14 protein-coding genes are annotated in these 12,998 nt (G+C 60.9%); 8 read left to right on the top strand and 6 right to left on the bottom strand.

Annotation, left to right across the window (positions count from 1 at the left end; genetic code table 11):
* Positions 1-29: 29 nt before the first annotated feature.
* Entirely contained in the window at positions 30-803 is a 774-nt protein-coding gene (locus tag XX99_RS16910) for a prolipoprotein diacylglyceryl transferase (protein WP_050060589.1), read from the top strand.
* 88 nt (positions 804-891) lie between these two features.
* Here the strand turns inward: XX99_RS16910 and XX99_RS16905 are convergent, their stop codons facing one another.
* Entirely contained in the window at positions 892-1,305 is a 414-nt protein-coding gene (locus tag XX99_RS16905) for a DUF302 domain-containing protein (protein ID WP_050060588.1), read from the bottom strand.
* An 85-nt stretch (positions 1,306-1,390) separates the two neighbouring features.
* Between XX99_RS16905 and XX99_RS16900 the strand changes: the two genes are divergently transcribed.
* From XX99_RS16900 to XX99_RS16885, 4 genes are all read left to right on the top strand, one after another.
* Positions 1,391-2,362, top strand: a complete 972-nt coding sequence (locus XX99_RS16900; protein WP_231581449.1) for an alpha/beta hydrolase — start codon at positions 1,391-1,393, stop codon at positions 2,360-2,362.
* A gap of 32 nt (positions 2,363-2,394) precedes the next feature.
* Positions 2,395-3,453 (top strand): RluA family pseudouridine synthase, encoded by a 1,059-nt coding sequence (locus XX99_RS16895; protein ID WP_156186085.1) that lies wholly within the window; start codon positions 2,395-2,397, stop codon positions 3,451-3,453.
* A gap of 117 nt (positions 3,454-3,570) precedes the next feature.
* Positions 3,571-4,326, top strand: a complete 756-nt coding sequence (locus tag XX99_RS16890; protein ID WP_221302494.1) for a DUF2461 domain-containing protein — start codon at positions 3,571-3,573, stop codon at positions 4,324-4,326.
* Between the two features lie 340 nt (positions 4,327-4,666).
* Positions 4,667-4,963 carry an HU family DNA-binding protein gene (locus XX99_RS16885; RefSeq protein ID WP_050060586.1) on the top strand — a complete coding sequence of 99 codons (297 nt, stop codon included), beginning with the start codon at positions 4,667-4,669 and terminating at the stop codon, positions 4,961-4,963.
* Positions 4,964-5,080: 117 nt separating this feature from the next.
* Here XX99_RS16885 and XX99_RS16880 read toward each other — a convergent pair whose 3' ends face one another.
* The 3 genes from XX99_RS16880 to XX99_RS16870 all read right to left on the bottom strand — a co-directional run bounded on the left by XX99_RS16880 (position 5,081) and on the right by XX99_RS16870 (position 9,346).
* On the bottom strand, positions 5,081-5,803 hold the full coding sequence (locus XX99_RS16880; RefSeq protein ID WP_050060585.1) for a methyltransferase family protein: 723 nt from the start codon (positions 5,801-5,803) through the stop codon (positions 5,081-5,083).
* Between the two features lie 139 nt (positions 5,804-5,942).
* On the bottom strand, positions 5,943-7,622 hold the full coding sequence (locus tag XX99_RS16875) for a metallopeptidase TldD-related protein (protein WP_050060584.1): 1,680 nt from the start codon (positions 7,620-7,622) through the stop codon (positions 5,943-5,945).
* On the bottom strand, positions 7,619-9,346 hold the full coding sequence (locus XX99_RS16870; RefSeq protein ID WP_082125658.1) for a metallopeptidase TldD-related protein: 1,728 nt from the start codon (positions 9,344-9,346) through the stop codon (positions 7,619-7,621). The genes XX99_RS16875 and XX99_RS16870 overlap by 4 nt, the downstream gene beginning before the upstream one ends.
* A 126-nt stretch (positions 9,347-9,472) precedes the next feature.
* On the opposite strand from XX99_RS16870, the gene XX99_RS16865 reads away from it, so the two are divergent.
* Both XX99_RS16865 and XX99_RS16860 read left to right on the top strand, forming a co-directional pair.
* Positions 9,473-10,696, top strand: coding sequence for a M48 family metallopeptidase (locus XX99_RS16865; protein WP_050060583.1), 1,224 nt, complete (start codon positions 9,473-9,475; stop codon positions 10,694-10,696).
* Complete coding sequence (locus XX99_RS16860) at positions 10,693-11,061, top strand: histidine triad nucleotide-binding protein (protein WP_231581448.1); 369 nt, start codon at positions 10,693-10,695, stop codon at positions 11,059-11,061. Before XX99_RS16865 ends, XX99_RS16860 begins: the two co-directional genes overlap by 4 nt.
* A gap of 43 nt (positions 11,062-11,104) precedes the next feature.
* Here the strand turns inward: XX99_RS16860 and XX99_RS16855 are convergent, their stop codons facing one another.
* Both XX99_RS16855 and bcp read right to left on the bottom strand, forming a co-directional pair.
* Positions 11,105-11,716 (bottom strand): DNA-3-methyladenine glycosylase, encoded by a 612-nt coding sequence (locus XX99_RS16855; protein WP_050060582.1) that lies wholly within the window; start codon positions 11,714-11,716, stop codon positions 11,105-11,107.
* Between the two features lie 246 nt (positions 11,717-11,962).
* Positions 11,963-12,421, bottom strand: a complete 459-nt coding sequence (gene bcp, locus XX99_RS16850; RefSeq protein WP_050060581.1) for a thioredoxin-dependent thiol peroxidase — start codon at positions 12,419-12,421, stop codon at positions 11,963-11,965.
* Positions 12,422-12,525: 104 nt separating this feature from the next.
* Between bcp and XX99_RS27755 the strand changes: the two genes are divergently transcribed.
* Positions 12,526-12,998 (top strand): hypothetical protein (locus XX99_RS27755; protein WP_197081900.1); only part of this gene is annotated, 473 nt, incomplete at its 3' end.

The following is a 12,998-nucleotide window of genomic DNA, read 5'->3' as shown; positions in this document are numbered from 1 at the left end:
TCTTCAGGCATTCTGCTTAAGACCTTTCCTTGTATCCCCGCCTTCTCCAGCTCGGACATATCGCCATCCCCACCTATGGAGCGTTCACCGCGCTGGCTCTGATCGCAGGGCTTGCGGCCGCGGTTCACTTCGCGCGCCGCCTGCAACTCGATCCCAACAAAGTCTGGTCGCTGTGCCTGATCGGCACTCTCACCACGCTCATCGGAGCGCGCCTGCTGCTGGTGCTGGTTTATTTCCCGGCCTTCCGTCAGCATCCGCTTTGGGTTCTGGGTCTGACCAATGTTCACGACGCATGGGTGATCGCGCTGAGCATCGCCGCCGGTATAGGGGCGGCAATTCTTTATGCGCTGGCGGAGGGACTGCCCCCGCTGACGGTCTTCGACTGCCTTGCACCTGCAGTGGCGCTGGCCATGGGCATCCATCGCATTGGAGCGTTTCTCGCCGGGCTTGGCTACGGCATGCCCACCACCCTGCCCTGGTCCGTGGTTTACACGAGCCGTATTGCGGCGCTCTGGTATCGAACTCCGCTGGGCATCGGTCTGCATCCTGTGCAGGTTTACGATGCCGCTGCTTCGCTGTCGATTCTTGCCTTGCTGCTGTGGTGGCTGCCGCGCCGCTCGCAGCCGGGGGAGATGGCCGGCATGTGGCTCTTTCTCTACGGCTTTGCCAGCTTCTTTCTAAGCTTCTACCGCGCCGGGACAGACGCGCTTTCCTTCACCCAGTTGCTCGCCGTACTTGCGGTCATCGCCGGAGGCGCGCTCTGGGCGCGTCGCGCAGCGCGTAATGTATCGCCGTTATTCTGACGACCGAAGGCAGAAAGAATCTCAGGTCGTTTTACATGCCAGCAGGGCTGAGATTCTTCGCTATGCTCAGAATGACGAGCCTATTGGTCTAACGCGCAGCGTTCGCTGCGATGGCTTCGATAACAGCGATATTCGCCAGCAGCTCTTTCGGAAACTGGTGCCGCTCCTGCAAATATTGCGGAGTGTTATAGGTAATCCAGACCTTCCCCTCGCCGTCCTCCCAGACCAGCAGCTTCAACGGCAGGTCGATGGCAGTTGTAGGGGCTGCGAGCATCAGCGGCGTGCCTCCGCGAGGATTGCCGAAGATGAGCAGCTTGGTGGGACGCATCTCCAGGCCGGCCTGTCTGGCTTCGCCGCTGTGATCGATGATGGCGAAGAGCTTGACCTGCTTCTCGCGGAGCATGTTCTCGAGCTTGGCGACGGTCTCGTCAACGGAATGGCTGCCGGGAATGCTCGCCAGCCCTTTTTCTTCTATTTCGTTTTGTATTTTGTCTTGTGTCATCGTCAATTTCTCCGCGAAGATATTTTCCGCTCTTTTGATCGCGCCCGGCCACCCTCCGACTCTCGATATACTTCTGATGATGCGGATGAATGGGCTTCGTACTCTCGTAACGGCACTGCTGGCGGCTATCGCTGCGCCAATCATTCACGCGCAACTGGGACTGCCCGAGCCAGTGTATCTCTATCCTCATGCTGCGCCGGGTGCGCTGGGAGACGGGGAGGCCGATAAGCCGCGCATGTATCCCTTCCTGCCCAAGAAGCGGTCGACGAGCGCCGCGGTGCTGGTGATTCCCGGCGGCGGATACGAGCATGTGGTGATCGGACATGAGGGCTTCCAGATCGCGGCGTGGCTGAACGCGCAGGGCATGCCGGCCTTCGTGCTGGATTATCGCGTGAAGCCGTACCGCTATCCGGTCGAGATCGACGATGGACGCCGTGCCATGCGCCTCATCCGCGCTCACGCCGCGGAATACGGCGTCGATCCGAATCGCATCGTAGTGTGGGGGTTCTCTGCAGGCGGTCACCTGGCTTCATCGCTGGGGACGCATTGCGAGCCCGATGCAGCAACGGTGTCGAGCTCGGACTCCGTCGATGCGCAATCCTGCAAGCCGAACTTCATGGTGCTGGCCTATCCGGTGATCGGCATGATCGCACCGGAGGCTCATCACGGCTCCGCGCTCAACCTACTCGGACCCGATCCCGACCCGAGGCTGGTGCATGATTATTCGAACCAGAACGCGGTGACGGCAAATACGCCGCCGACATTTATCTTTGCCACCACCAAAGATCCGACCGTGCCGGTGAAGAACAGCGTGGATTTTTATGCTGCGCTGGAGCGCGAACATGTTTCGGCGGAGATGCACCTCTACGACTATGCCAATCACGGCTGCGGTCTGTGCGGATCGATCCTCCCGCTTGCCACCTGGCCTGCGCTGCTGCGCAATTGGTTCATGCAACACAGTCTGCTGCCTCCTGACGCGCCGCCGGCACCGGCGCCGCAGCCAAATATGCCCAACTGGATACCCGGACTCAAGGGTCCCGGCAGCACAGCACCGTGAGCATAAAAACTGTGAGCATAAAAACCGTGAGCATGGCAACAGTGAGCACCATGGGCACCCATCTCGTTCCGCATGACGCGGCCGGCAAGCGGCTCGATGCGTGGCTCACGGCTCAACTCGAAAATGTGAGCCGCGCGCGTGTGCAGTTATTACTCTCCGCGTCCAAGGTGTTGGTCGATGGAGTTGCAGCCAAGCCGTCGCTGAAGCTGCGCGGTGGTGAGAGCGTCGAAGTTCTTGGCGATCCGGAGCCGCGGCCGCTGCGAGCTGTGGCTGAAAATATCCCGCTCGACATCATTTACGAAGACGACGACCTCTCCGTGATCAACAAGCCGGCAGGAATGATGGTCCACGCAGGCGCGGGCGCGGCGCACGACGATCCGGAAAAAGACGAACGCAATCGCGGGACGCTGGTGAACGCGCTGCTCGGCCATTATCAGCAGCAGCTCTCGTCGACGGGAGGCGCGCTGCGCCCGGGCATCGTGCATCGCCTGGACAAGCAGACCAGCGGGCTCATCATCGTAGCGCGCAATGACGCCGCGCATCTCAAGCTGGGCGAGATGTTCTCGCGGCGGCAGATGCGCAAGACCTATCTCGCGCTGGTGCATGGCAGCCTGAAGCAGGATCGCGGCACCATCAACGCGGCGATCAGCCGCGACGTGCTGCGCCGCACTCGCATGACCACGCGGCGGGAAGAAGGCGCGCGCACGGCGATCTCGCATTACACCGTCGTCGAACGGCTCGACACGCGCTTCGGCAAGTTCACGCTGGTCTCGGTGCGCATCGAAACCGGCCGCACCCACCAGATTCGCGTGCACCTCTCGTCGATCGGTCATCCCGTCGTGGGAGACACGCTGTACGGCGCTCCGGCGGTGATTCCAGCAAGTCAGCAAGCCAGCGAGCGAGCGGGTCAGCAAACCCGCAAGAAAGTTTCGCGGCGAGATGACGCGCTGCTTGAGACGACTTCGCTCGACCGCAATTTTCTTCATGCCGCGGAGCTCGAGTTCGCACATCCGCGGACGAACCAGCCTCTAAAATTAGAGGCTCCGCTGCCTCCAGCTCTGCAGGAGTTTTTGGAAGGCTTGAGAAAGTAACGCTGGTCGTGCCATCAGCCCCGCATTCCCAACGTCGCTGAGATTCTTCCTCCCTTCGGTCGTCAGAATGACGGGGCTTTAAAAAAATCACAGCTGTTTCAATCATGGTGACTCATTTTGGTTTCTAAGAAACGTGGAAGCAGCATCGAACAGGCACCGGAGGTACGTCCCTACTTCACCCCTGCGGCGTTCAAGTTTCTCCGCGACCTGAAGCGGAACAACCGGCGCGAATGGTTCGAGGCCAGGCGCGAAATCTACGAGCAGGAGCTGAAGCAGCCCATGCTCGCGCTGATCGAGAAGGTCACGCAGGGCATGATGGAGTATGCTCCGGGACACATTCGTCCCGCGCAGAAGAGTTTCTTCCGCATCTATCGCGATACCCGCTTCTCTCCGGACAAGACGCCGTACAAAACCCACGTCGCTGCGTGGTGGACACGGAGCGGGTTGGAGAAGACTTCAGGCGGCGGATATTATCTGCAGGTTTCGCCTACCGACCTGGTGATTGCTGCCGGCGTTTTCATGCCGGCCAAGGAGCAACTGTTCGCGATCCGCTCCCATCTTTGTGAGCATCACGAAGAGTTCGGCCGTCTTATCAACGAGAAGAAACTACGCCGCGCCATGAACCTTCACGATCCGATCGCGCTCACTCGCGTGCCCAAGGGCTTCGTGGCGGACCATCCTGCGAGTGAATGGATTCGCTGGCGGCAGTGGGGCGTGATCGTCAATCTTCCCGCGGAAGAAGCTCTGAAGCCTTCGCTGGCCGTCATCGCACGCAAGCATTTTCAACTGGCGCAGCCTCTGGTGGACTTCCTCAATGCGCCGTTACTGAAGCAAGCCGCGCCGCGGAAAAAGCCTCTGTTTGGTCTTTACTAAGCTCTCGAGCGCGCCTAAACTCGCGCAATACGGTTGTAGTTCAAACCCGCTCTGGACAAGGGTTCGGCGAGCATCTCAGGTCGAAAATGCCTCAAATCGGCAAGAAAACCCATAAAAACCGATAAAAGCCGCAAAAAACCTGTGGAAAGCAGGCTTTTGCTGTTGACAAAGTTTTTTGAAAGCCGCAAGGTAAACGGCGGTGGGTTCTTTCGGACCCGCATAAACACAGGGCCTTTCGGCTGTAGCCGAAGCAGTGGGTGGATGCGGAGAGAGGAACCGTCAGCAAGTAACCGGAGCCCATCGACTCCGGTTCGAGCAAAACGAAATCAGGAGGAAACACATGGCAACAGCACTTACCAAGACAGCTCTCGTCCGGCTCATGGCCGAAAAGCTTGAACTGACCAACAAGCAGTCCGCAGCATTCTTTGACCTGCTCGCCGAAACGGCAGTCAAGGAAACCAAGAAGAACGGCGTATTTGTCATCCCCGGCCTCGGACGCCTGGTGAAGGCAGAGCGCAAGGCACGCATCGGCCGCAACCCGCAGACCGGCGAGCAGATCAAGATCAAGGCGAAGACCGTGGTGAAGTTCCGCGTGGCCAAGGCCGCGAAGGACGTTATCGCTCCGCCCAAGAAGTAGTTTTCGTTTTACTGGCAGCCGCCGCCATAGAAAAAAACACGCGGCAAACACTAATTAGGGAGAGGGAGACGGAGTGAGGCTCGTCTCCCTTTTCTTTTTCTGCCGACTCGTTCTTTCTTACCCGGCTTGCTTCACGAAAAGTGCGCGAGCGACCAGCGACGCACCGAAGCATACGATCACGGCCTGGATCAGCAGCTGCGCGTTATAGCGCCACGCCAGCACCAGGAAGCACGCAAGGAGCGCGATGTAGAAGGTCTCCGAGACCATCGCCAGACTCCAGTTAGGCACGGCTGTGGACGCAGAGACGCGCGGCGTGGCGCTGGGCAGGAATCGCGCCACACGCGCCTTGTATTCGAGATAAGGCTGCCCCTGCTGCGCGGTGAGATAGGCCTCCTCGCCAAGCACCAGGCGGAGAATCTGCAGGAAGCTGGCAATGACGAAGAAGATCGCGCCTGAGGGCGGCATGAGGACGGCCACCGCCAGCTGGCTGAGGAAGCTGCCCAGGTAAAGCGGGTTGCGGACATAGCGATAAGGCCCGGCAGCCATGATGGTGTGCGCGTGCATCGCTCCCGAGGTCACGATGGAAGCGCCGAGATACGCCGTTCCCCACGTTCGCAGCGAGGCTGCAGCGGCGAGCAGAAGAATGGCCAGCACCGTCACGATCAGCGATGCGGTCTCGAGCGGCAGCACACGTCCCAGCTCACCCGACAACTCAAGCCAGGTCGTGCTGATGGCTCCAGAGCTTCTGCCGAAGCGCTCCCAGGGCGCCCAGAACCCCAGGAAGTAAATGAGAAAGCCGATCCACATCCGGTAGCGAAATTCAAATTGCGACGCCTTCATTGCGCCGCAGCCTCATCTTTGTAAATCACGGCCACTTTCACGATGGTGCATACAACGCGGCGAAAAACTTGCATGTCGAACCTCTCTTACGGGAAGTTCCGCAAGTTTAGCAGCAGGCCGGAACAGTGAGCTTGAGAGCTCAGTCCGGTGGCGGATAGTAAGGCAGCTTGTCGTTGCGCTGCTCCGCGCGCTTCACGGTCACATCGTCGAAAAGCAGCGGCGGCGCAATCACGGTTCGAGGAATCTCGCCGAAGGAGTTGAACACATATGGCTCGCTGCCGGCGGCGAGAATGCCGGAGCGCAGCAGGCGAAGGTTGACGTCTTCAAGCTCCGCACCGCGCACCAGCTCGCGCGATCCATCGGCCACCTTGATGCGATAGAGGGTGCGTGGACGCGAAGCGCCGCTGATGGTCTCGACGAAGTAAACGGAATCGAGTCCCTGGTCCTTGCCCATCGCGACCAGCTTCTTCATCAGCTCGTCGTCGGGAATCGTTTCGCTGGCCTCCACCTGCAGGACGCCGATCTGCGGGCTTGCCGGTTGCGCGGTCGCCGCGCGGGCGTGGCCGTTTGAGTTGGGAAAGTCGCGAATCGGCTCGCGGCCCACCAGATAGTTCGTCAGCTTTCCGCCGTCCACCAGCGTCACGCTCTGCGCCGGCACGCCTTCGTCATCGATGGTGTAAGCCCCGAGCACCGGCTTGCCTTTGAATTCGGTGATACCGGGATCGTCGACGACCTTTATGAAGTCGGGAAGGACGCGCGTTTTGTAGCTCGATGCGAAGGGCCCCACCGTGCGGGCGGTCGAGCCAAGCTGCGGACGGCGCGCAGCCACAGCATGCGCAAAGAGATCATCGAAGGTGCGTGCCGACGCGTTCCCCGCAAACAGCACCGGCCCGTGATACTCGTCGCCGATCACGGGCGCGCTGCGAAGTTCATGCAGGCCGGTCAGGATGCGGATGACGCCGTTGCGAAATCTCTCCGCCGTGCCCAGGTCGGCCGGCGTGAGTCCGGTGACTCCATAGGATCGCTCCAGGCGCATGCCGTCCGCGGCCTGCGTCTGCGCCGTGACCTCCGCGCGGTACTCGACCATGCTTTTGCGCACGATGGCGCCTTCGCTGTTCACCAGGTACTCGGTGCGTGTGCGCGACTGCACGGAGCCTTCGCTGGTTTCGATCTCCTGCGCAAAATCCTTTGCGCCGCTGTCGTTGCGGTAAAGGCCTGTGGCCTCGATGATGCGCTGCTTCCACGCGTTCTGATCCAATTCACTCTTCGCGAGAGGAGCAATGGAAACGACTGCTTTCTCCTGCGAGAAGTCGTCGGCCTGCGGCGGAGTCTGCACCGATTTCAGCGCTGCCTGTTTCGCCGTGTAATTGTTGAGCGCAGCCTTGTAGGCCGTATCGGTGGCCGACCACAGCGCGTACTGCAGTGCCAGCGGATCGTTGTCCGTCGTTGCAATCTGCAGCGAGCCCTGGCCTCGCTCGCCTGAGCTATCCAGCTTGTAGTCGCCGGAGCGCACCGTCACCCGCACAATGCGTCGGCCGAAGGCTTGCTCGCCGACAAACGCGCCGTAGCTGGCATCGGCCTTATACTCGCCGATCTCGTCGATGCGGTATTCGATGAAATAGGGCTTCTCGAATCCGGGCAGCTGCAACTGCTGCTTGCTGCGATCCAGCTCCGCAAGCATAGCCTTGAGCACCGGATCTTTCTGCGCATCGGCGGCCGACGTCGATACCTGCTGGGTCATCTGCTGGGCCATCTGTTGGGCCGAGGCCAGCGAGGACAGTATTAGCGCGGCGCCGAAGAGACTCATGCGGCTGTTCATTTCTGCACCTCGCCCGAAGCCTTGGCAGTTGGAGGCGGCAGAATGGGCGGCCGCGATATGCCCTGCTGCTGGCGCTGCGTCTCGATTTCGCTCACCAGCATGGCCGGTGCGATTGCCGACACCGGAATCGTGCCCGACTCCGCGCCGCATTCTCCGTTGAAGACTTCGCGCTTGTCTCCAGTGGCAAAAATGCGGTTGAGCGCAGCCTGTGGCGTGCCCACAATGCTCACGCCGCGTACCAGCTCATCGGGACGGCCATCGGTGTAAACGCGATAGACCACCAGCGGAATCACCTGGAAGGCCTGCGGCGCATTGCGCGTCGTCACTGCGAAGCCGGAGGAGATGTCTTCGAAGTAGAGACCATAGGGCTTGTTCTGCTTCTTGGCCTCGTCGATCAGCATCTTGCGCAGGGTTTTCTCGGGAACGGTCTTGGTCGAAGTCACAATGAGGTTGCCCTGGCGTCCCGTGGGCATCAAGCCGATCTGTGCGCGGCCATGGCCGTTGGAGTTGGCGAAGCTGGCGATGGGCAGGCGCGACATCAAGAAGGTTTTCAGTACACCGTCCTGAATCAGATTCACCTTCTGCGCGCGCTGGCCTTCATCGTCGTAGCTGTAGTAGCCGCTGAGCGAGGTGCCCTCGAAGGTGGTCATCGTGGGATCGTCGGCCACCGAGAGAAAGCTGGGCAGGATCGGCTTGCCGATATCCTTGGTGAAGGTCTGGCCCTCCTGATCGCCGCGCTGGCGTTGGCCTTCCAGCCGATGACCTAACACCTCATGAAAGAAGACGGCAGCGGCGCGGCCCGAGAGAATCGCCGGCCCATCGAAGGGCTGGGTGACGGGCGCATCGCGCAGGTCTTCGAGGCTCGCACCCAAGCGGTGGATCGCTGCTTCCATCTCCTTTTGCGCAGGCAGGCCGGAGATCGTTTCCGCCTCGAAGGTCTCGGCGCGAAAGAGGTCCATTCCATCGGCAGCGCGCGTACTGGCAAAGACCACCAGGCGCGCGGAGCGATGTGGATCGACGATCTTCGCTCCCTCCGAAGACACGAAGTAGCCGGTCTCGTCCTGCACATTCAGCATGACGAAGTTCGAATACACGTGCGGATAGTCGCGGAAGATGTTCGACAGTGAGCGCAGGCGCTGCCCCCACTCCTGCTTGTCGACCTGCGGCGCTACAACCGGCTGCCCCGCGGCGCTCGATGCCGGGTCCTTCGAGAAATCCGGCGAAGTGTCTTCCTCTTTGGCGCGAACCTCGGTCTCCGTCTTCACCTGCAGGTACGATTGCAGCGCGTTGCCGTAGCCGGTGTTGGTCGCCCACCACAGCGAGCGCCGGATGGCCTTGCTGTCATCCTCAAGCGGTAAGGGAATCGTCGTGATGGCCGAGGTGCGATGCGTCCCGTGGGTGTTGTCCAGCCTGGGATCGCCGACGCGGACTACCACATCGACAACGCGCTGATGCCCGGAGTCGTCGTTGAGCAGAGCGCCCTGTTGCGCGGTAAGGGCCACCGTGAAAACGTCGTGCGCGGAGTAGCTCAGGTAATACGGCGGTTGCTGGCCGTCCTTTGCGTCTTTGCCCAGGCTGCTTGTTGCGCGGCTCAACTCCGCGCTCATCGCATCCATCAGCGACGAAGAAGACTGGGCATGCAACGGCTTATCAATGACGGGAAGAATGACGAAGGCGGAAGACAGCAGGACTAGAGAGGTCAGACGGAAGCGAGATCGCGGCATGAGGAATAGAGGCCTCGAATCCCGGCCTGTGATGGGCTCAGTGTACTGGGAGAGCGGCGGCGAAGCAATCTGCTCAGCGAGTCAGTACACAAAAATCGCTTCGCTGCCCGGCGATATGATTTTGATATGCTCCTGTGCTTCGCTGCGGCTCGCGATGCCGTCTACATGCTGCCTCCCGACAAGCTGGCCAGGGCCATCCACCTCAGCCATGCTCGCACGCTGGCGCACTTCGGCGGAACGGCCTGGACTGCTCTTATTCTCTGGATGCTGGTGCGGATGCGGCTCGGCGAATTCATCCGCAACTGGGCCGCGCGGTTTTCGAAACGAGCCTGGGTGCAGGGATTGCTCTCGGCTCCGATCTGGCTGCTGATCCTCACCGCGCTCGACCTGCCCGCATCGCTGTTCATGGAGCACGTCTACCGTGCGTATGGCATCTCGGTCGAGAGCTGGGGCCTTTGGCTGAGCGATTTCGCAAAGTCGTCGGTACTCACATTGATCGTCGGAACCCTCGCCTTCAGCGCACTCTATGCCCTCATGCGTTGGAGCAAGCGCCGCTGGTGGCTGTGGTTCTGGATTCTCGCCATTCCCTGCGAGGCCGTGGCGGTCTTTGTCGTTCCCATCATGATCGATCCGCTCTTCGATCATTTCTCTCCGCTGATGAAGAGCGATCCCGCGCTCGTCGATCAACTGGAGCGGGTTGCCGCGCGCGGACACCTCAACATCTCGCCAGACCGGATGTTTGTGATGGACGCCAGCCGCAAGGTCACCGCTCCGAATGCCTACGTCACCGGCTTCGGAGCCTCAAAGCGCATCGTGGTATGGGATACCACGATCCAGGAAGTTCCCGCTGACGAGATCCTCGCCATCTACGGTCACGAGCAGGGGCACTACGTGCTGCACCACATCTATCTCGGCATGCTTTTTTCCTTTGCCGTGATGCTGGTCTTCTTTTGGATCGCGTACCGCATGCTTCTCTGGATGGTGCATCGCTTCGGCGCAGGATGGCACATTACGTCGCCGGAGGACTGGGCCTCGCTGGGCCTCATTCTGCTCCTCGTGACCGTGCTGGGCTTTCTTGCCGAGCCGGTCGGCAACGCCTTCAGCCGCTGGGAGGAGCACTCTGCCGACGTCTACGGGCAGGAGGTGATTCACGGTCTGGTCGCCGATCCGCAGGCCGTCTGTGCGCGGTCGTTCCAGCGACTGGGCGAGCTATGGCTCGACAGTCCTGACCCCAACCCACTCCTCGTCTTCTGGAGCTACAACCATCCGTCGGTGTCAGATCGTGTGAGGTTCGCGGCCGGCTACGATCCGTGGGCGCCCGGGCAGCATCCGAAGTATGTCGCGCGATGAGGCCGCGCCGTGGCATGCTGGATGCCATGGACTGCCTCTTTTGCAAGATCGTGGCCGAAACCATCCCGTCGAAGAAGCTGTATGACGACGCTGATGTCTACGCCTTTGCCGACATCGATCCCAAGGCCCCGTTTCACGCGCTCATTGTGCCCAAGGAACACATCGAATCGCTGGCCGACGCCGCGGCGAATCACAAATCCATCCTCGGCCACATGCATCTCACCGCAGCGGAGCTGGCGCGAACCCATGGCCTGAACAACGGCTATAGAGTGGTCATCAACACCGGCGCCGACGGCGGACAGACGGTATCGCATCTGCACCTGCACCTGATGGGCGGCCGCCCAATGCACTGGCCTCCAGGCTAGGGGACGACGGGACTGCGCGGGACTGCGCCTTTGGTGCAAAGCCTCAGGCGGATAGTTTTCCGCTGACGAAGCGATTGCCTGCGATCACAAAGCGGTGCGGTCTCTCGACCGCTTTGGTGATTCCGATCCGCGGCGTGGCCAGAATTTCTTCCGGACGATAGCCGTCGTCGCGAAACTGTAGCTCCGAGGCCGCCTTGGTTACGTCGATGCCGTTGTGTCCGGCGCGGGTGATGCCGAGCGCCTGGCAGAGCCGGCCCGGTCCGGAGGTGAGCAGCTGCGGCCTGGCATTGGCAGGCAGTTTGCGCAGGCGCGCCATCGTCTCCAACCCTTCCACTGGCTCCAGGGCGCGGATGAGTATGCCGCCGGCCTGGCCATCTGGCTCGCAGGAGACGTTCAGGCAATAGTGCATGCCATAGATGAAGTAAACATAGGCGACTCCCGGCGGCCCGAAGAGGACGGCGTTGCGCTCGGTCTTGCCGGGAAAGGAGTGCGAGGCTGGGTCGTCGAGGCCGAAGTAGGCTTCCACTTCGACGATGCGCCCGGTGAGGGACTCGCCGTCCAGGCGGTGAGTGACCAGCTTGCCCAGAAGATTGCGGGAAACAACGTCCGGGGGATGGATATAAAAACTTCGCGGAAGCAGCTTACGGACTGGCATGGGCTGCTCCGATTATTTCAGGTCATAAAAGCGAGGGGATAGGGTTTAGGGGGTAGGAGATTGGACACGGCGAGATGTGGGCACTCGCGCGGACCGGCGCTGAAGCCCTATTTGGGGTAGGGCTGGATTCAGGGGCCTGACGGCCCCTGCTCCCTCCGGGGTGTGCGCTTTTCAACCCTCTGCTTGGTCGCGGACCTGTTCCTGGCCACGCACTTCTCAGCCAACCGCTCCTTAGCTACGGGCTTTTTAGCTGCCCTGAATCGCCGCCAGCACCTCTTCCGCGTGGCCCTCCGGCTTGACTTTGGGAAAGATTTTGAGCAGCGTCTGGTCGGGGCCGATGAGGAAGGTTGTGCGCTCGATGCCCATCACTTTCTTCCCGTACATGTTCTTTTCTTTCAGCACGCCAAACTGTTTCACCACTTTTTCGTCTACATCTGCAAGGAGCGGGTAGTTCAGGTCGTACTTTTCTTTGAATTTCTTTTGCGCCTTGGGCGTGTCGCGGGAGATGCCGAGCACTACGGCTCCGGCCTGCTGGAGCTTGGTGAAGGTATCGCGGAAGCCGCAGGCCTCGATGGTGCAGCCCGGCGTATCGGCACGGGGATAGAAGAAGAGAATCACAGGCTTGCCGGCAAAGTCGCTGAGGTGCACGGTGTTTTCCTGGTCGTCCTGAATCGTAAAGTCGGCAACTTTCTCATGCAATTCCATCGATGTCCTCGAAGATCCGATTTTGCGCCGCGTGCAGTTGCGCTCCGCGTCTTATAGATTGTTGCTTAGTTGATGGATTCATGTCACGGGATGGGATGGGCGGAATGAAGTCGGCCTACATACGGAGTTTCGCGCTGTGCATGCTGGGCGCTGGAATCTCCCTGCCGTCGTATGCGCAATACGTGGGCCGCGTCGACACCAACAAGGATGCGAAGACGCCCACGCTGCGGGCCACGGCCGTGCTCGAATACACCGGCGACGTGACCAGGCCTGTCGCCAGCCGCCTGGTTCCTCTCGCGGTGTGGGATGGCAGCACCTATCAGCCCGGCGGCCTCTACATGGCCCAGCCGGTGCCCATGGCGGTCGAGTCGGGTACGCAGTACGAGCTGGAGTTGGCGGGCGTTCCCAAGGGACTCTTCGACGTGAAGGCCGCCGCCGATGTCTCCGGTTCATGGATCGCCATAGGCGCTTATCAGAAGCCGGTCTCGCCGAAGGCGTCGAAACTGCGGGCATCGAAGAACCAACCCCAGTTTGTCCACGACGCGGGATACGACGACGACAAGCCGCACTTCGCGCA

The sequence above is a fragment of the Silvibacterium bohemicum genome, from assembly GCF_001006305.1.
GTDB lineage: Bacteria > Acidobacteriota > Terriglobia > Terriglobales > Acidobacteriaceae > Silvibacterium > Silvibacterium bohemicum.
The sequence above is the reverse complement of the archived record's forward strand: the minus strand, read 5'-3'. Positions and strand labels throughout refer to the sequence as shown.

Bases quoted from the DNA above. Each gene is read 5' to 3' on its own strand.
- XX99_RS16895 (WP_156186085.1), top strand. From the start codon at position 2,395: ATGGCAACAGTGAGCACCATGGGCACCCATCTCGTTCCGCATGACGCG.
- bcp (WP_050060581.1), bottom strand. From the start codon at position 12,421: ATGGAATTGCATGAGAAAGTTGCCGACTTTACGATTCAGGACGACCAG.
- XX99_RS16905 (WP_050060588.1), bottom strand. From the start codon at position 1,305: ATGACACAAGACAAAATACAAAACGAAATAGAAGAAAAAGGGCTGGCG.
- XX99_RS16865 (WP_050060583.1), top strand. From the start codon at position 9,473: ATGCTCCTGTGCTTCGCTGCGGCTCGCGATGCCGTCTACATGCTGCCT.
- XX99_RS16870 (WP_082125658.1), bottom strand. From the start codon at position 9,346: ATGCCGCGATCTCGCTTCCGTCTGACCTCTCTAGTCCTGCTGTCTTCC.
- XX99_RS16900 (WP_231581449.1), top strand. From the start codon at position 1,391: ATGAATGGGCTTCGTACTCTCGTAACGGCACTGCTGGCGGCTATCGCT.
- XX99_RS16855 (WP_050060582.1), bottom strand. From the start codon at position 11,716: ATGCCAGTCCGTAAGCTGCTTCCGCGAAGTTTTTATATCCATCCCCCG.
- XX99_RS16880 (WP_050060585.1), bottom strand. From the start codon at position 5,803: ATGAAGGCGTCGCAATTTGAATTTCGCTACCGGATGTGGATCGGCTTT.
- XX99_RS16885 (WP_050060586.1), top strand. From the start codon at position 4,667: ATGGCAACAGCACTTACCAAGACAGCTCTCGTCCGGCTCATGGCCGAA.
- XX99_RS16860 (WP_231581448.1), top strand. From the start codon at position 10,693: ATGAGGCCGCGCCGTGGCATGCTGGATGCCATGGACTGCCTCTTTTGC.
- XX99_RS16875 (WP_050060584.1), bottom strand. From the start codon at position 7,622: ATGAACAGCCGCATGAGTCTCTTCGGCGCCGCGCTAATACTGTCCTCG.